We start from the raw sequence: 18,492 nt of genomic DNA on the forward strand, positions 1-18,492 counted from the left end.
TTCGCTTGTCAAATCCGTCGTGTTAATCGTAATTGGCCGCTATTTTCGCTGATCTTGACTTTATAAACAATCAATGGTTATCTAATCGGCTATCATTTACTCTCAGCGTGCGCCAATGCTCAGTTGTAGCTGTTTGCAATCGTTGCTTCTTCAGCTCATGAACAGCTGTGGCTAAACCACAAATTCCTTCGCTACCAGAAATCGATGATAGCTTGTCGTACTACACCGATGATGGTGCAGTTGCCGTTGATCGGTATTGCAGGGTATTGCGGGTTCAAAGGTTTTAGGTACTTCTGTTCACCATCAATAACTAACTGCTTAAAGGTTGCTTCTTTCGAATCATCCAAACGCGCAACAACCAATGAACCTGAAGAATAAGGTAACTCAGGATCAACAACGATCACTGCCCCCTCAGGTATGGATTTTTTTCCGCTTGGATTTTCCATACTGTCGCCTTTTACGCGAAGTGCGAAACAACCCTCATGTGCTTTCCCAGTGACTTCACGCCACTCCTCAGCATCTTCATGGGCAAATCCCTCCGCTATTTCAGTCCAATCACCGGCCTGAACCCAGTTAATGAGAGGAATTCTTCCCTTAATGTCAGGCCCGACTTCTACATTACCGACTCCCAAGCCAATCTCGCCATCACCTGTGGCGAGCCAATGAGCATTCACGCGAAGCGCCTCCGCGATCTGCATGGTGTAACGAGACCTAGCCGATTTACCAGAGCAAATCTGGCTGATCGACTGCTGTTTGATACCAATGCGACGAGCCAACTCAGACTGAGTCACCCCAGTAAGCTGCAAGGCATGGTTTAGTCGTTCGGATAAAGTTTTCATAAGCCCGTATTCTACAAATAAAACTGTAGCCTTTCAACAATTTTAACTGTTGACTAATCTACAGTTTAAACTGTAACATTCAATCTTGTAACAGTTATTATTGTAACAGGAGACGGTATGGAAGTGTTCAACACGACACAAAAACATCTCCGCCGTGCCATTGACTTGGTCGGCGGGCAATCAGCATTAGCACGAGCCATCAACTCAAAACAGCAAAACGTCTGGTTTTGGTTGAATAAATCAGGGCGTGTTCCCGCTGAATTCGTTTTATCCATCGAACAAGCTACGCAAGGACAGGTAACCCGATCTCAGTTAAGACCGGACATCTATCCCGCATGCCCAAGCGAGCTGAAAGCCAGTAACCAGTAGGATTAAGGGCAAATAATGGTCAGCATTTTACGTAAACACAAAAGCGAGTTCCTCCATGCGTGACTATGGCAAGGTCTATACCCGCTTTTGGCTAAAGCAAAACGTTTTGTCCTGGAGTGACTCAGCGAAGTTGCTAGGACTGTATTTGCTTACATGCCCACATTGTAATTTGCTTGGCTGCTTTCGACTGCCGATTGGTTACGTTGCTTCTGACTTGAACTGGGATGAGCAACAGGTTGCCAAGGCTCTAAAGGAGTTAGAACAAGATCAGTTCCTCATTCGTTGCGAGGAATCCGGTTGGACTTTGATTCGGAGCTTTCTGAAGCACAACCCAATCGAAAACCCGAACCAAGGTAAAGCAGCCTTTCGGTTGCTTAAAGATGTACCTGCCGACTTCATTGGTATGGCATCGCTTTTGAAATCTCTTGCCGCTTTTCAAGCTCGGCTACCAGAAGAATTTTCATCATTGTTTATGCCTGATGGCAACCCGGTAAGGGACTCTCAACGGTCGGATGACTCTGAGAGAAGCAATAAACCAACAGTTAAAACTGTTGACTACATACAGTTTGAAGACTTCTGGGATGTACAAATACGCAAAGAAAAAAAAGCGAAAGCCAAAGAAGAATGGCTACGCATGGGCCTCAATGAAGACCATGAACTCGCCTTGGAAGTGCTAACACGCTGGAAAGAGCAACGAGACAACCGATTGCAGTATCAAGATCGGACTAAGACCCCTATGCCACATAACTGGCTTTTAAACCGCCAATGGGAAGACGAGTACGTTCGCATTGATGAAGTACAGCAATCATCGACGAGCCTAAAGGGCAGCAATCACCAGTTGAACATTGAAGAAAGCAATCGCCGCATTGCTGAAAGCTGGGCCGGACCAGGTATTCGGGAGGTTCGTTCAAGTGCAGGAGGTTGATAAACGCGAGTTTGCTGAAGTTTGGGGAGCTGCTTGGGCCATGTATGGCAAAAGCGTATCACCACAATTGCTATCCATCGCATTTGAAGCCCTTCGTGCTTATAGCATTGAAGAAGTGCGAATCGGTCTGACTCGGCATATTCAATCACCGGATACTGGGCAATTTTTTCCAAAGCCCGCTGACGTCATCAAGCATATCGATGGTAACTCGGGTTCAAGAGCCATGGTTGCTTGGAACAAAGTTGACAAGGCTGTTCGTCAGGTTGGCGCTTGGACATCCGTGATGTTTGACGATGCGCTTATTCACCGCGTTATTTCAGACATGGGGGGATGGGTTGAACTCTGCAAGGTAGATGACAGGGAATACCCCTTTAAACAAAAAGAGTTTTTAACACGCTACCAGGCTTACTTGTTGCGGGACGAAGTGGGTGAATACCCAAGGCTATTACAAGGTATTGCAGACCATCAGAACCAGCAAAAAGGGTTTGATATGCAAGCGCCGGTTGCCGTGGGCGACTGGTCAAAAGCAGCACAAGTTTATACAAGAGGCATCACCGACTTTATCGCAGTGCCTTTGAAAAGAATAAGCCCGAAAGCCATTCAGGCGCTTCTCGGAAATCAATTAGAGGACAAAAATGAAAACGATTAAATCAAAAACCATTGCCCTAGTGATAGCCATGTCCGCAAGCACTTCAGTCTATGCGTTTCCGGGCTATCAGTGGGAAAAAGCAGCACAAAGCGTTGGTATTGATCCAGTCATGCTCTACGCCGTTGCCTTGGCTGAGTCGGCCTCACATCGTGGTCTCAACATGACCAGTCCATGGCCATACGCAATTCGCAATGGTTCAAACGCAACCTACGCCAAATCTAAGACAGAAGCAGAGAAACTGTTAAACCAAGCACTGCAAGAGACTGAAAAATATCAGCTCGATATTGGCCTTATGCAAATCAATTTGCATTGGCATGGGCATCGGGTGAGCTCAGCAGCGGAACTGCTAGACCCCATCACAAACCTTACGGTCGGCTCCAGTATTTTGGCCGAAGCAATCAAGTCTTCACCAAATGATTTAGAGCTTGGCATAGGCCGCTATCACAGTTGGAACGAAGAGCGTGCACGCTGGTATGGGCAAAGAGTGCTTTCTATCTATCGCAATATTTTACATGAACTGGAGGTCCGTCAATGACAACCAATCAACAAGACTTCTATCAATTAAATTTGGCGTACCTGCACGCAGCACGCGAATTAGCGCGCATTGATCCGCAAGAGGCTGTCTTGCGCTTTGGACTTACACGCGATGTGGTGGATGCACTGATTAATGCCGGTGTTGACGACCTGCAACGAGTGGCGACCTCATCATTCATGCTGTTTCAACCAAGGGGTAACCAAAGCCAACTGATTGAGATGGTGAAGAGCAAAGGCACAGGTATCCCAAGAATCGCTTATTTATTATCAACCCTAAACAACAAGGGGGATGCATGATTGATAACCTGTCCAAAAGTGAGCTGTTTACCCGAGCCTCACTGCTTATTAAATACGGATTTCGAACAACGATCATCGCGCTCGATACTGGTTTGCCAATCCACATTATCAGAAGGCTGCACAAAGAAGTGACTGGCAAGTCACCTTGTCCTGGTCAATTACCAGAATCTGATGCCATTGTTAAAAGCAGAAGAGCCCTAGTTGAAGGCTCCCTGCTGATGGCGCTTTATGTCAATATTGGTGGTGATAATGTCTACAAGCAATTAAATATTGATGCTTTGATGAAGGCTTACGATGCGTACTTGGTTGCAAGGGAAGAAGCAGATCTTCCATCTGAGATCCCCTGGAAAAAACTAACCATTAATGAAGGTTGGGTTCTAGCTCGTGATTTAAGATCACAGCTAGCATCCTTACGCCGGTGTCGATGCGGCAGTCTGTATTTGACGGTATCTCAACAGCGCATTCAGCTTAAATGTCCTGTGTGCGAGATTATGGCCGAGCAAACCACTAGAGCACTTTTTGAGAACTAACATGCTGATGCATGATTTGATTGTGCACCGCCCGTGTACTTTGAGAGTACTAAGATGACAAACTTACTTAAATCTTTACCAGCACGCTGCTGGGTTATATCACTGGGGCTTTTTCTGGCGACTTTGGCTGCGGCTCATTTTTTTCCATCAGAAATATTAACGGCATCTGCCAAGTTCGCGGCTTTGCCATTTCTGTTCTGCACCATGTTTTTTTTCAGCTACCTGGGATTTAAAGCAACTGCTAGTCCTATCGGACTTATAACCATCACCACTATGCTTTTAGCAATCGCATATTGGCAAGCGAGTTGGACAATTGTTGGCTTGGGACTCTTTTTCTTAGCTATTTGCACTGGAATTAGATTCTTGATTAGCCAAGTTAAAGATTCGGGTAGAACTTTGAGCATTGAAGAAAAATGGTATTGGTATAAGCTCTATTCGTTTTTTGATGGCTTTTATCCAAGGTATCCCAAAAAGCCAAAAAAATAGCCAGCCAACCACAAGCTGGCTACCTTCTATTTTCAGTTCCTTCCTGATGCCTGGTTATAAGCCCTAATATCGATCAAGTTGTTCTGAGCATAATCTCCCGCAAGCGATGCATTTGAGATCACCGCTATCTGCTTATCCACAAATGCTTTATCTTCTTCGGACACACTGTCAGAAATGTAAGCGCCACTCTCATCCTTTTGACGATACTCATTTAGCATTTGCTCCCTTAGACCTAGCATTTCAGGCGACCAACTCGATGAGTCTTCAGAGTTGAATACGCGCCCCGCCAAACCTTCATTGAAAGCTTGAGCGAACACTTGACTTTGAATCGGGGTCAATCCCATTCTCTGCCCTTCGCTGTATGCTTCCTGTTTAAAATCATCGGCGTACTGTTCTAAAAACTCACCGTATCGATTGTTAACTGCCGCACCGAATGCCCCAGCCAACATGGCTTCAGACTTAGTGCCCCAGTTAACTTCGGAGGCATACTGCGAACTCGATCCACTGTATGCATCATTAAACGCCGTCAAAGGATTTTCCAAAGAGGTTCCGGCATCAACGGCTGCTTTTAACCCATCCCAGGTTGATTTGCTGGCCACCGTTGCATTGTGCAAGAAACCTCGTGAGCCAGGTTCTGCAAGGGCTTTCTCCTTGTAACTCTCATAGTCTTCGCCAAAATGATTCAAGGTATGTAGTGCTGCATCAGTATGCTTACCACTGAAATCACCAATAGCACTGGCGCTGTTGAAGAACATTTCAGCACCAGAGACTCCGCTATCATCAGCCATAATGCGAGATCGCCACTGAGAGCCAGCTTCACTGTTTAGTCCAGATTGATAGGTACTTGTGTCAGAAGCTACGGCCTGCTGGGCTTGTTGCTGATGCGCATTCAGCTGTCCATCTACACCAGAAAGATTGGTTTGGTAAGCGGATTGAGCCGAATTGAACTGCGTTTGAACTGTTGCAGCATCCCCATAGCCTCCCAGAACACCGGATTCAACTTGGCTTTGAGTGCCACCAAAAGTAGGTGCAGTTGATGACAAGCTTTCATTAGAGCGTGGCTGAATAGATCGTAAATCGGCTCCGGTAGCCATGGCCATAACAGTCATTGCTGCTTGATAGTCATTGTCTCGTTCAGCGGGCGTCGAGGAGTTGCTATAGGTTAAAGACTCCATAGCTGCGGCCACATACGCCTGATTATCATCAGGTAGCAAGCGCTGATACATTGGAAGGTTTTCACGTAATCGGTTACCTGCTTCAACATGCTGGTTCATATAGCGACCTAAATAATCCATGACTTCAGGATTATCCGCTGCTAATCGAGTTAACGTCGCACCATCCGTGTTCCTTTGTCCTGATAGACTGTAGCTGGCCTGATCAAGCTCACTAAAGCGGTTTGATGCCGTGATAACGTCTTGTGCTGAACTCTGAAGTGACTGATAGTCTTGATTAGACAACGACATCTCAACGCCAGAGCGTCTTGAATCTGAAAGGTCCTTAACCATCGCATCGCGAAACTCAGCACGTCGTGAATCACTTGATGCCAAGCTTTGCATCTCCCCAGTGAGCGTATTTGCGGTCGTAGATCGAGAACTGCCCTCTGATGACTCAACTTGGCCACTAAAGTTACCACCTAAATCCAAGCCTGCTCGTACCCTTGATAGTTTTGGTACACGAGATGAGTCTGGCTTATCGACTCCTGGCAAGTTGCCCTGTGGAGAATCATTGCCGCCAGTACCAAGAAGCCTTCCAAGAAAGCCCTTATCAGCAACTTCTTTCTCACCGGGATTAGTAATAGTTCCATCGCCACCGATCCTTAGGCCTCCCGATAGCACGCCCGATACCAAGCCACGTACAGCGTCTTTTTTATCGTCTCCGAAACCATACCGTGTTTGAAGGTCATCAGTGACCTGATTAACAACGGCGCTAGATGCGGAATTAGAAGAACCGATTTGACGTCCAACTGAAGATAGATTGTCGTAACTTAGCTTTTCACCAAAAGTTCGACTCATGGTATTGCCAACCTGACGGCTAAAGGCTTGAGTTGCCTGAGTCATGGATTCTTTTGCAGAGCCGACCATTGACCCCACTGCGTTTCCGACAGAGAAACTGCTTAGTAGGTTTGACGCGCCGGTCATAGCAGAACCCGTAAGGGCTGAATTTTGGAACATTGACTGTGATTGCATTACCGGGGCATTTTTCGCGACATCTGGACTAGCCAGCTTTTCATCAATGGCATCACCGTTTTGAAGACGCCCAGCCAAGTGGGTAGCGGTTATTGCTGAGCCATAAACGAGCATGAGCGAAATAGCCGGAACACTCGACGCCAACATGCCACCAGTAGCTATCCAGGTTTGCAGCACTGAATCCATCTGCATCATCCCAGCAAAAGATGGCACTTCTGTACCTGCAAAGGCATCAAGAGCCGACATTTTCCCTGCAACGGTTAAATGAATATACAGGTTAATGATGGCCATGACAGGCATCCAAAGTTGAATCCAAAGCAGGATTAACAAGTACTTCCCGGCCATTCGCATCCCGATTTGGCCAAGGGCTATCACAAAGGCCATCAATGGGGTGATGGCGTAAATGAAACCCTCAAAAAACGTCATCATCGGACGAACGATACTTTGGAACAAGGTCTGCTCCGCCGCCCATTGCGTATTGCGCTGCTCAATCGCTTGGTTAACCATAACGGCTGCGGTGAAAGCTTGATCATCCATATACTTGCCCGTCACGCTTTGCTCATAAATAGGCAAAAGCACTGACGCGCTCATGTACTCTTGGGTGTTAACCGAAGCCAAACCAAGATTATTCAGTGCATTTCGGATCACGTCATCAGTGTCCGTTGCTGACGAAGTCCCCAATGAGGCCGACAGAACCTGTTTAAGCCTTGGAATGAAGGTTGATTCTGTCATGAGTTTCAGTTGGCTGTAAGCGTCGGTGCAGTCCAGATCGCTACTGCTACCACTGAGCATGATTCGAGTGCCATAAATGCGCGAATCAAACCTAATCGCAGTCATCGGGTTAGGATCACTCAGCACCTGATCTAGATTCTTTTGGCCAATGTCGATACCAATCAAGGTGCACTCTTTGATGTAGTTAAACCACGATTGCTCGATGTCCGAACCGGCGACACGATTTGCATCACCCAAACCAGAGCGATCCATCACCTGTTTTCTCACTTTAATCAGTGACTGTAAACTGGATGCAAAGCCGTATTCCGTCATGGCGGGAGTTGAGAACGCCGTTTCAAACAATCGCGTGATTTGAAAGCCAACAGTCGAAATCGTACTACCTGCGGCAGCAACACCGATGGGCACATTATCAACCACTCGAACTTGTCCCGTGTACGCATCCTCAATGCTCACTCGGGTACTGGGTCCAAACATGGTTGCAAAGACTAGCCATGAGACTAAAACGTGTTGAAAGTTAATCCCACGACCGCCTTGCATTAAGGCCTGAACAGAGACCATCAATACCCCAATGAGCAAGCCAATGCGAACCATTGAAGTAAAGTCGCCTGTACCAGTTATCATCGCGACAGCGTTCAGGACCTGCTCTAAAAATGCCGAATCCCCGATGGAATAGATCTCCCACATGACCTATTCCCCCAGTGCCGTAGATTTAACGGTGTAATAACGCTGTTTGCGAATGGTCTGAATCACCTGGTTAAAATGTGCCAGCAACTCTTGCTCTGAGCCGTATCTTCGCTGCAACGCAGCGTACTCCTCATTGATTTGGCGACGTGCACGTTCAAGGTCTTCCGTTAATAACTTCGCATAGGCATGATCTTCCACACCGGAGGTACTTCTAGCTGCATTGAGCATGTCTTCAACCAATGCTCGGGCCATCTCAACAGCAATAAATGGCGCAGCTCTTGAAGCAAACGACCTAGCAGCCCCTTCATTTAATGCAGAAAGTGTTCGAATCATGCCGCCAATGCTTGCAGGAGCCGAGGTCATAAAAGCCTTTTCGGTGGTGCTAGCTGCCCCAGTATTTCGAGCAAACTTAAAAATAATGCCGTTACTAGAACCTGTACCAAGAAGTAAATTTTCGACCTGAGTTGATAACCCGGCTAGGGTCACGTTAGTGATTGTCGGATTTAGACAGCCGTCTTGTGTCACTGTGTCACATCGGTACATAGCGACGTTACCGCCATGAATTAGATGCTCAATAGTCACTTTATTGCCATTCAGTCTGGTCAGTTTTGGGGCTTTACCTTGACCATCAGCCGCATTAGCTAGATCACCAACGATGATCGAGCCCGTCACGGACATAACCGCTTCAAGAAAACGGTCATCCCCAGATGCAAACCAGCTTGATGCCGAGTGACGTTTCAGTGCTCGCCAAACCAAGTTGCCTTTAATCGTTTTGTTCACATCAGATGCCGCGACACTCGAAGCATTCTCATATGGGTTCTTACCATTGGACTCACTCCAACTGGTAAAAACGTCTCCAGCCCCTTTAAGTGAGCTCAACATGCTGGCTTCTGTTTGCCCCTTTTTACCAAAAGCGGCCAGGGTATCGTTCACGACTCCCTGAGCCATTTGACAGGAATTGCCAAAATACTCGTTCAACTGCTGGATTTTCTTTTGCAGTGTCTCCATGTGCTGGGAGCATTTCTCACACATAGCACTGAGCGCCAATTGGAATGCGTACCCCTTGGCGTTTGCAGCAACAGAGCGAAGTAATTGAACAAACTGATCCGCGTTAACAAATGACAAACTTCCCGCGAACATATCAATGCCACCACAACCGGCTTGGAATGACGGAGGCACCATAGAGACGAGGTTCTCGTTCATGATTCTGTTACGGACAACAACGCTTCCACCAGATATAACGCCACGCCGCTGACTCTCGAATACACCTGGCGCAGTGGTGTTGGTCATTGAACCAAACAACTGGTTCATCTCCTGTTGCAAGCTTGCTTGGCTCATAGATGAAAAACCAATCGCACAGGCGATTAGCGATACTCGGATTACTTTTTTCATCGTTATAACCCTCCTTGTGCACGCAGATAGCGAACAAGGAACTCAGGGTCCTGTAATATCTTTTCGTTAAGCTCTTGGGCTGACATCGCGAGTGACACGCCGGGTTGAACAGGTCTGGTGGCATAGTAAGTTTGATCGTCAATCCAACCGGCTTGATGGGCTGCGAGAATAATTCGATTATTGAGCTCATCAAGGCTCATTGCACCCTGACCAATGGGAGTGATGACATTAGGTGGATCAACTAAGAACACGGCAGGGACAGTCGTAACGGACAATGATTGAGCTTGTCCTGAATCGACTTTGAAATTGGGAAACTCTCCACCCGGTAAAGGCAAGCCATCGACAGCAATAGCAAATACCTCGAAACCGTAGTTTAAAGCCATTGATTCGATGATAGGCGCTTGAGCGTGGCAATAAGGGCAATCCGAACGATAGAAGAAGAACAAGCCAGCCCGTTTTGCTACCTCACCTAAAGCAACATCCCGTTGAGCGCCAGCTTCTCGATCCATCCGATTGGCAGCATAGGTCGCCAAGGGTCTGCGACTGATTTCATCCAAAACTGGATCACCCATGACCACCTGCTGACTAACATCAGCAAACTGTGAGCCCTTATCCATCATGACGCGCTGGAGGTACAGATAGGCTCTGACGTTCTCATTCGTAGGCTCATCAATTGCCTTGTCCATGAACGACTGCATGTGCTCACGAAACCAGGCAGCACTGAAGGGCTTCAGCTCGCTCTGAATCGACTCTGCCGCACCAGATTCCGGCTTAATAAGCTCTTCAGCCTCCGCTGGCTCAGGAATGACCTGATACCAAAACCAGCCTTCCTGGCCACGCTGATAGAATTGCCCATCACTAGCATGGGCGGGCAAGATGAATAGAAAGAAAATAATGATTGGGATGGTCACCCATAGGATGAACCAAGGTAACAAAAGGGTTCTCATTGTCAGCTCCAGAAAATTTCACAGAGCTAACATGCTAAAGATCCCCGCCAGTGCCATTGGCCAGATAGATGAAGGAATTGTGTGTGTTTCTGACTATAGGGAACTGTCAACCCAACTCAGCTGACTTGTCACTATCTCGATAATGCCTATGATATAAAACTGATACCCAACTCAATAAACAATCTCGACTTCAAAAAAATGACATTTCGTTGAACAATGGCCTTTCTCCACAAAAAAACGTCACCGATTAAAAACCTTAGAATAAAGGGCATTAATAAAAATGCTGCACTGCTCTTTCATTTTCCTATTAAAATCAATATACGTATCTTCAGGGATTTTTAGAAAAAGCACATGGAACGGTATCTCTTGTCCTTGCTGGTGAATAATATCTGAAATCACACCCTGTGTTTTTTCAAGGTTAAGTGAAGCCCATCGTTCTTCTGATATAGGGTAAATAAATCCACATCCCTTGATTGCGGCAACATTTCCATACTGCCCTATGTAAGTATGTAGCTGAAAAAGATCTTCACGCTTCACCCCAAATTGTGAATCAAATGCTTTATACTTCACATCAAATACGAATAAACTCTCATCGATTTCTATAACAAGATCAGGTTCAAGTTTTCTCATATAACCACTGAGAGCACCAGATGCTATTTGCTGACGTTGCTCGAACTTACCTAGCAGGCGTAGCCCATCTCGCTTAATGAGCTTACGAATGAAATATTCAAACAACATCGAAATATCGAAAAAGAAAGCACTCGAATCCTGCTGCGAATCAAAATCAGAGCCCTTCCGGTCAATGACTTGCTTAGATAAGTCAATGAGCACGTTATAATCATTGTAGAAAGGGTTGGTGAAATGAGAAGTCCTCAAAATTTCTTGCTGTGACCTTTTAATCCCCTGATTGGCAGTCAGAAATGCACTATAGATATTTCGTGTTTGGTGACAAAATGAGTAATGTGCGACTGCTTCATAAGCTTTTATAAAAAGTGAAGTTGCAGGGCTGTCGTAGCTGTGCTCTCGGTACGAGCATAAATATTTTCCAGATGACTTATTCTGGAAATAATCTGTAGCATTTATAGTTCCCCTTACGCGGGAAATACGATCATTTCTTGTAATATAAGTCTTTGGCAAGCCCAGGCGGTATGCTCTCTTAAACTTAATGTTCCATAGATATGCTAAAAGCCACTCGTAACCGTCTGCGTGACTTTCTCCTCCAATGTTTTCTAATTCGAGAAATCCATCGGCATCTGCAATGATGTATTGAAGGAAAGCATCACCAAAACGTGAGCTGATCTTCAGAGAGTAATCTCCTCGCTTAACAAATCCGATTAGATTGCCCGTGTCGAGATTAAAATTTCTTGCATCCGTACCAGAGACACCGATGAAACCGCCATCTGTATTGTGTTCGTAATCTTCATCATTGAAGAGTATTAAAGCATCGGAAATATTATCATTCAGCGTTTTTTCGACATCACGAGATACCGAATTCAAAAAGTGCCAAATTGCAGACTCGTCGTTATGAGGATAGGTCCATTGTCCTTTTGATTTGGCACTAAGGGTTATCGACTTTCCTAAACGTCTATTTGTCAAAATGCCTTCGCTGACAAAATAGGACTGGTTATCGACCAGTGTGCCGTTCTTAATGATATCGAAAAGCCACACAGTTTAAACCCCAAATGCCTTTCCGAAGGAGCTAATCAGTTCAGTCTCCTTACCTGTTCCACGAAGATACTCCTGTAATAACGGACGAATACAATCATCCCATACACGCTCTCGTACCTCCGAAACTGTAAGGCTGGTTGCATACTTCAAGTCCATCAAATAGGCATGACCAATTTGGTAATCATTACCAAGCAAAGGTTCTTTAGCTATCAATTCATTCAAGCGTTCAAGGTTATCCACCAAGGGCAGCCAAGCTTTGCAAAATTGGTTCAAATGGTATTTCAATAGCGCCATATCAGGCACCACTTCTTCCCAACGGAATCTTCGACGCAAAGCGAAGTCAAAACTTTCGACACTTCTGTCTATCGTGTTCATCGTTCCAATAAGATAGATGTTTGTTGGGATGAAGAACAAATACCCTTGTGCGTCCTTAAGCATACCAGTATGTTCATTGTTCAGATTGGAATATTGGGTTTTAACGCAACCTCTAGTGCCTCGGTATTCCAGACAGTACATTAACTCACCAAAAACGCGAGACAACTCAGCTCGGTTTACCTCATCAATTATAAAGAAAAATGGTGGTACTGCTTCCGATACAAGCTTGGATATATCTGATATTTCGAAAATATCCTGCCAATGCTCGCCTGATAACTTTTCTCTAAACGGGAGAAGTTCCTTGATAGTAAGAGACTCCCACTTCTGAGTAAGTCCAAGCCCATACACATCGATTTCCCACTTACCAGCGCTTCGGCAAAACTCTTTAAAAACACCATTTTGCAACGTTAATTGAGAGTTCCCATCACTGTCCAAAACAGGACGTAGCCCTTCCATAAAGTCTTCATAACTGAAAGAAGGATGAAATTGAACCAACTCAATCTGACTTGCATGTGTGAGACGGCTGTAGGGAGCAAATTCCTCTTTCCAGATGTCAAACAAGAGCGAAGTTTGCAGGCGAGCTTGATAAGTTTTCCCTGTCCCCGGCGCACCGTATTTAACAATCTGCTTCTTTAAACTGAATGGGTTTGACAAATTCTCGTAAAGCACCCAAACAAACTGACTAAGATAAAACTCATCAGTTTTACCTTCCCGAAGCTCATTATCAAACTCGCTTTTGATGCTCTTTAATAGAAAAATGTTTTTAGCAAACCAACTTTGATTTTCTTCTGCTGGGTATGCTGGAATTATTCCTTCGCGTATAAGCCAACTAAAAACCTGATTAAATTTACCGGAATCAACCGTTGTGGAGACTTCGAGCGTACAAGCTGCTGCCACTCGATTAACGAGAACAGGGTTGTTGGATTTACCTTGGTTAGACCACGAATCAGAAAAAATCGTGAAGTTTTCACTGTTTGGAATCAATATAAATTTTTCTAATGCGGATATGAAATTCTTGTTTTTAATGAATGACTGGAAGTTGTCATTGCTCAACACTGACTGTCCGCGAGAAGCGATACCGTTGCTCTTCTCATAGAGTAACTGCTTCAGAAAGGCTTCATCATTTTGAGACAAGCCTTCTCCAGATGTGATTCGCTCACGGATTTGAGCGACCTGACTGTAAAAGTCACGATAGGCTTTGTGCCATCCATTGACTTCATGCTTCCTGTTCTCAATAAGATATTTATATAGGTTTTTCAGTCTACTTTTCATTTATTCCCTTGTTACTGGATTATCGGACACACATCTTGAATTCATTTTGCGCTTTTGTGAGAGACTCATTTAGCCTGTAAACAGTAACCAAAGTCTTCATCGCTCCTGACGGAACGACCACAAAATGCAAATCACTGTTACTGTGCCGCCAAATATCAGCTTTGTTACTATATTTTTGGTTCTTATGAAGAGCTACCTTTTCAGGCAAAATTGCTTTTGTCAATGATGAGCTAAATAACCTTGAAGTCAAAGCCTTCCAAGGATGCTTAGGTACGCCGTCTGAAAGCCGTTCCACAAATCGTTCTAGCGCGTGACGAGTCACCACGACAGGCCCAATATTCGGAACGTTGATGACCTCATCGATTTCTCTCACTGTAGCATTATCGACGCTGTATTCTTCGAAGGAATGTGAGAGCCAATCGTCCCGCTTCTCTACCGAGATCTGTGCTTCCTGGTATCGAGTGAGCAAAAACCTAGTCAGGCTGTAAAGTGAATGCTGAGTTGAGCGTTGTTTCTGTAACTTTTTGATAGCTCCTTTACTGACTCGGATTTGAAGCCCATTACCGCTTCGGTTACTCCCCATCACCTCTTTCACTGACAGTAGGTGATGAATAGCATAAAGCTCAGCTGCAATTGGCTTTTGCTGCTCAGGTAGCTTGTCGTATTGCTCACCTAAATCGACCTTTAGCTCACCACCTCTTCGAAGTCCGGTCTTCCAGTAAACCTTAAACTCACCATCAATCTGCTTTGTTAACAGGGTTAATACCATCATGTTTGTTTCTCCTATTGGTTATCTATTTTTCATTCTCCATGTTTTTTCAAATATGCAAGGCGCAAAAAAAGGGGCCGAAGCCCCTTGGATCAGATATGAACTTTAGGAAAGCCCATGGCACCGTAAACATTCAGCACATCATTCCAATCCCAACTTTTCACGCCGAGTGACGTTGGTATAGGAGGGATCAAGACTTGTGTCAGAATGCCTTTTTTCCAGGCTTTTTTCTTGAGTTCATTCGCTGCATTCAGGCCGGTCTCAGAGAGATCGTGATCTGCCCAGATGTACAGCATTTTCACATTACTTGGTGGTTCAAACCTAGCCAGTAGCGTTGCATTCACAACCGACCAACATGTTTGCCCCGTTGCTCTGGTAACCGCTAAAGCCGTTTCTATACCTTCAGAAACACCTAGTACTTCACCAGGCTCACCTATAGGAATGGCACCACCAGTGATTGTTCTGTCACTTGGTATCGGCATCATCTTTTTAGGCTTTTCAACCGGCGCTTTGAATCCATCTTCACTTAGGTAGATCCGATGAAACGTGGCCGAACGCCCTTGCTGAGTAACGATTTTACCTAGCAGCGCTGGGTAGCTATCGATAAACAGGCCATCTTCATCATGGTAAGGCAAGTTTGGATGAAACCTCAGCACCGAATCCCATTCAGGACTAAGCCGGGTAACAATGCCACGACGATGCATGTAGTTCCAAACTGGTTGCGCACGAGTATCTGCAAGAGAAAACGTTTCTCCCCAGGTTTGATTCAAGCGATGGATAATCGCTTTGTCCTCGTCCTGCTTTCTAGCCTTCCAATCAACTGCGTTACTCGGTATTGGCCGAATAGGGGCTTGTATTTGTCCGGGTTGAATACAAAGAACCTGGCCGATTGCTTCAATAGACTGAGCAAAGTTCCATCCATTAATCCAAGACAACAGTTCAAAACCATCATGAAAGATACCGCAGGTATTACAAACGCCACCACCGGTATATTCAGCATCTTTGAACAGCCTAAAGCCATCACGACCGCCATGAACAGGACAAGCCACATGACGGCCTTTTCGAGCAATAGCGGCATCAAGTTCTGGCACCAACGCCGCCAGTATTTGAAGCCATTGGCCATTAAGATATGGCCTCACTGTTTCAATCTGTAAAGGTAACGCCATATAACCTCCTTAAATAAAATGCCGACTCCTACCACAGGTGGCAAAAGTCAGCTTAGGTCCTGCATTAGCCGTTCGGTTAATACAGGAGCGTTAGTCAAGCTGGATACCATGTCGTCTTAATAGCCACATGATGGACTCACGAAGCACATCAGGATCGACAACCGCAGCCATCGCGCAAACACGAAAGCAAAATGGCGTTAATTCGTCATTTTGAATCCACGACAACACATCCTTGCGCAACCGAGTACTGACACGACCGTCCAGCAACACACGGATTGCATCCAATAGAATGCCTTCGCGTAACTGCCAGATTTCCGTGTCAGACCAAGTGACTGGGGCATCATCAAACTCAAATAGAAATTCGAGCTGTGATAACGTGTGTTGATGGGACTGCTTTTGTGATGAAGGTGAATGGGCAATGCCCCCATTCATTAAAGATAACCGCGTTCGGCAAGCGAAACGCAGCCCTCGTATGCGACCACGACATGGTCAAGCGTTCGAATATCAACAAGTGACAAGGCGTCACGGAGTCGATGAGTGATGCGTTTATCAGCTTCACTGGGTTCAGGATCACCCGATGGATGGTTATGAACCAGTATCACTGCTGCCGCATTAAGTTCTAGCGCTCGTTTTGTTACTTCCCTTGGATACACGCTCGCCGCATCTAAAGTGCCTTTGAATAGCTCTTCAAATCGAATAACGCGATGCTTTGTATCAAGAAACAGCACACCAAAGACTTCGTGCTCATACTCGTGCATCAGTGTTTGCAGGTATGAGAACGCCGACGATGGCTGTTCAATTTTGCGACCTTTACTCAATCGACCACGGGCAAGCTTGAGCGCCATATCTAAGATATCCGCTTCAGTCACTTGCTCAGGAACGATATAAGTACCGGCTTCTTCGCCAGCTAAGAACTTTCTGTTTTTCATAGGAGTCTCCCAAAAAAAGCGGAGACGAACCCATGCCCAGACGGGGACGGAATCGTCCCCGCAGGGTGGTAAAATTGATGTGGTTACTGAATTAACAGTTGTTGTGTTACTTCAAATAACTCACGCTTTAGATCTTTGACGTCGTTAATCACGATGCTTTGTGGAAAGAATCTCTCAACACTGCGTGTTTGAATCCCGATCCCCAGTAGCTCAAAGCCACTGCGTCTGCACCTGTCAACAATGTCATGCGTAGCAGCCCAATCATCTGGGTCACCATCCGTTAGCACTATCATTAGCTTTCGCTTCTGTTTTTGTGCTAACAAACTGTTTGCCGCAAACCACATCGCTTGTGCCATAGGCGTACAACCTCGTGGTTTTTGGTCAAAACAGGCGGCCCGATGTCGAACCGATTGCTTGGGCAATAACGCGATAGAAACTTCCTGATGAATACCAGGAAAATAACTGACCGCAGGTACAACACCCGGTATACCTTCCAATGCCATGGCCAAAGCCAAAGCGGCTTCATTGGCAACATAAAAGTACTTGCGATTACCTTCGCCAATGGGCTTACCCATTGAGCCCGATATATCGACAAGCAAGTGCACAGCAGCATTAGGCGCAATGCGCGGCTGCCTTTGAATAAACAATCTCGATTCACCTGCTTGTGAGGCAGCAAGACGATGGGTTGCAACTCGAAGACCGTGCCGTTTGGCATGATTCCGATTGTCCTGACTGGACTGAACCATGCCCCTAAGCCTGGCTCGAATTTGAGCGGACTCAGACGCCGATAAGGTCAAAATGGCCTCATCACCCAACATAGCCTGCTCTGCTTGGGGCAAACTGAGTGGAGTGACGCCCTGATGTCCTTCAGCTTGTTCCGACAACACTTCTGCCACTTGGGCAAAGGTATCGGGTTCAAACTGAGCGGCACTGGCCTCTAAGGCTTGTCGCAAATTGTCAGCTTGATCAGAGTTATCTGAATCCCCCGTTTCAGCAGCATCCCCCATTGCAGACGAGTCTGCTTCCGGGGTTTGACTGTCACTACTGTTATTGCTGTCATTACTCGCATCTTGTCCAATGTCATCACCGCCATCAGCATCAGACTCATCCTGTGGTGGACGAGATTCTTCTTCCAACATGGCAACGATGGCATCGACAAGTTTCAGCACTTCACCTGTAGATGCCAGGCTAGGCACTGCTGTCAGCATGGCGCTTAACCGGCTCATCGCTGCGGCAGGAAAGAGTTGTCTCACTCTTTCATCAACAGCTTGATACAAAGGCGTCAGCGCTTTCTGGCCCAGAAAATAGCATCTCAAGCGAAACAACAACCAGGCTTGCAAGTTAGATGCAGGCTCAGGCTGTTCAGGTACACACATTTGCTGTGTGTCCACCATGTATTCAATCACTTGCGAAATACTGCGCCGGGTTCCGGGGTAATCCTTTGCCAATTCGTTTTCAATGCGCACATCCTCAATAATATTGAGAAGTGCCTTACGGATCGGCTTAGACGACGCCTTCTTCACCATGTCAAAATTGGTATGCCGAATATGCGCCGCTTCATGAGCCAGATAACCCCAAGCTATCTGTTGATAGTGTGGGTCGTCTGGGTTTGCTGTTGGGATCACAATCCGCTCACCATCGGTAAACGCATCTTGTCCTTGAATAAGCACCTTCACACCAAACTTTTCGCCGTAAGCGGCGGCAACGATTGGCAGTGCGTTTTTTAATGGATGATTCATGGAA

The 18,492-nt window shown here is 46.0% G+C and carries 18 protein-coding genes; 7 read left to right on the forward strand and 11 right to left on the reverse strand.

The window, feature by feature from the left end; translation table 11 throughout:
* Positions 1-191: 191 nt before the first annotated feature.
* Positions 192-839 carry a LexA family protein gene (locus tag GTH24_RS16970; RefSeq protein ID WP_000854920.1) on the reverse strand — a complete coding sequence of 216 codons (648 nt, stop codon included), beginning with the start codon at positions 837-839 and terminating at the stop codon, positions 192-194.
* A 117-nt stretch (positions 840-956) separates the two neighbouring features.
* Here GTH24_RS16970 and GTH24_RS16975 point away from each other — a divergent pair, with 117 nt between their 5' ends.
* Genes GTH24_RS16975 through eexS form a run of 7 tightly spaced genes read left to right on the forward strand, consistent with a single transcriptional unit; the run spans position 957 to position 4,629 of the window.
* Entirely contained in the window at positions 957-1,208 is a 252-nt protein-coding gene (locus tag GTH24_RS16975; RefSeq protein WP_004249406.1) for a helix-turn-helix domain-containing protein, read from the forward strand.
* A gap of 55 nt (positions 1,209-1,263) precedes the next feature.
* Positions 1,264-2,133 carry a hypothetical protein gene (locus GTH24_RS16980; RefSeq protein ID WP_004249404.1) on the forward strand — a complete coding sequence of 290 codons (870 nt, stop codon included), beginning with the start codon at positions 1,264-1,266 and terminating at the stop codon, positions 2,131-2,133.
* Positions 2,120-2,782, forward strand: a complete 663-nt coding sequence (locus GTH24_RS16985) for a DUF6475 domain-containing protein (protein WP_004249403.1) — start codon at positions 2,120-2,122, stop codon at positions 2,780-2,782. Before GTH24_RS16980 ends, GTH24_RS16985 begins: the two co-directional genes overlap by 14 nt.
* Positions 2,769-3,317 (forward strand): lytic transglycosylase domain-containing protein, encoded by a 549-nt coding sequence (locus tag GTH24_RS16990; protein WP_004249402.1) that lies wholly within the window; start codon positions 2,769-2,771, stop codon positions 3,315-3,317. Before GTH24_RS16985 ends, GTH24_RS16990 begins: the two co-directional genes overlap by 14 nt.
* On the forward strand, positions 3,314-3,613 hold the full coding sequence (locus tag GTH24_RS16995) for a flagellar transcriptional regulator FlhD (RefSeq protein ID WP_000210563.1): 300 nt from the start codon (positions 3,314-3,316) through the stop codon (positions 3,611-3,613). Before GTH24_RS16990 ends, GTH24_RS16995 begins: the two co-directional genes overlap by 4 nt.
* On the forward strand, positions 3,610-4,143 hold the full coding sequence (locus tag GTH24_RS17000; protein ID WP_004249399.1) for a FlhC family transcriptional regulator: 534 nt from the start codon (positions 3,610-3,612) through the stop codon (positions 4,141-4,143). Before GTH24_RS16995 ends, GTH24_RS17000 begins: the two co-directional genes overlap by 4 nt.
* 54 nt (positions 4,144-4,197) lie before the next feature.
* Positions 4,198-4,629: an entry exclusion protein EexS gene (gene eexS, locus GTH24_RS17005; protein ID WP_004249397.1), complete on the forward strand. Its 432-nt coding sequence runs from the start codon at positions 4,198-4,200 to the stop codon at positions 4,627-4,629.
* A 32-nt stretch (positions 4,630-4,661) separates the two neighbouring features.
* On the opposite strand, the gene GTH24_RS17010 is transcribed toward eexS, so the two are convergent.
* The 10 genes from GTH24_RS17010 to GTH24_RS17055 form a co-directional block, all read right to left on the reverse strand.
* Positions 4,662-8,231, reverse strand: a complete 3,570-nt coding sequence (locus GTH24_RS17010; RefSeq protein WP_004249396.1) for a conjugal transfer protein TraG N-terminal domain-containing protein — start codon at positions 8,229-8,231, stop codon at positions 4,662-4,664.
* A gap of 3 nt (positions 8,232-8,234) precedes the next feature.
* The gene (locus GTH24_RS17015; protein ID WP_004249395.1) at positions 8,235-9,623 is read right to left on the reverse strand and encodes a conjugal transfer protein TraH; all 1,389 of its coding nucleotides are present in this window, start codon (positions 9,621-9,623) and stop codon (positions 8,235-8,237) included.
* 2 nt (positions 9,624-9,625) lie between these two features.
* On the reverse strand, positions 9,626-10,570 hold the full coding sequence (locus tag GTH24_RS17020) for a thioredoxin family protein (protein WP_109023849.1): 945 nt from the start codon (positions 10,568-10,570) through the stop codon (positions 9,626-9,628).
* A gap of 240 nt (positions 10,571-10,810) precedes the next feature.
* Positions 10,811-12,238, reverse strand: coding sequence for a 5-methylcytosine restriction system specificity protein McrC (locus GTH24_RS17025; protein WP_004249393.1), 1,428 nt, complete (start codon positions 12,236-12,238; stop codon positions 10,811-10,813).
* 3 nt (positions 12,239-12,241) lie between these two features.
* Positions 12,242-13,885, reverse strand: coding sequence for an McrB family protein (locus GTH24_RS17030; RefSeq protein ID WP_004249392.1), 1,644 nt, complete (start codon positions 13,883-13,885; stop codon positions 12,242-12,244).
* A 19-nt stretch (positions 13,886-13,904) separates the two neighbouring features.
* Positions 13,905-14,657: a hypothetical protein gene (locus tag GTH24_RS17035; RefSeq protein WP_004249391.1), complete on the reverse strand. Its 753-nt coding sequence runs from the start codon at positions 14,655-14,657 to the stop codon at positions 13,905-13,907.
* Positions 14,658-14,746: 89 nt separating this feature from the next.
* Positions 14,747-15,820, reverse strand: coding sequence for a DUF7146 domain-containing protein (locus tag GTH24_RS17040; protein WP_004249390.1), 1,074 nt, complete (start codon positions 15,818-15,820; stop codon positions 14,747-14,749).
* A gap of 90 nt (positions 15,821-15,910) precedes the next feature.
* Positions 15,911-16,252: a hypothetical protein gene (locus tag GTH24_RS17045; protein ID WP_004249389.1), complete on the reverse strand. Its 342-nt coding sequence runs from the start codon at positions 16,250-16,252 to the stop codon at positions 15,911-15,913.
* Positions 16,252-16,749 carry a RadC family protein gene (radC, locus tag GTH24_RS17050; RefSeq protein ID WP_004249388.1) on the reverse strand — a complete coding sequence of 166 codons (498 nt, stop codon included), beginning with the start codon at positions 16,747-16,749 and terminating at the stop codon, positions 16,252-16,254. The genes GTH24_RS17045 and radC overlap by 1 nt, the downstream gene beginning before the upstream one ends.
* 83 nt (positions 16,750-16,832) lie before the next feature.
* Positions 16,833-18,488, reverse strand: coding sequence for a VWA domain-containing protein (locus GTH24_RS17055; RefSeq protein ID WP_004249387.1), 1,656 nt, complete (start codon positions 18,486-18,488; stop codon positions 16,833-16,835).
* Positions 18,489-18,492: the final 4 nt, after the last annotated feature.

Origin of the sequence: Proteus vulgaris, from assembly GCF_011045815.1 — a bacterium.
Classification (GTDB): domain Bacteria; phylum Pseudomonadota; class Gammaproteobacteria; order Enterobacterales; family Enterobacteriaceae; genus Proteus; species Proteus vulgaris_B.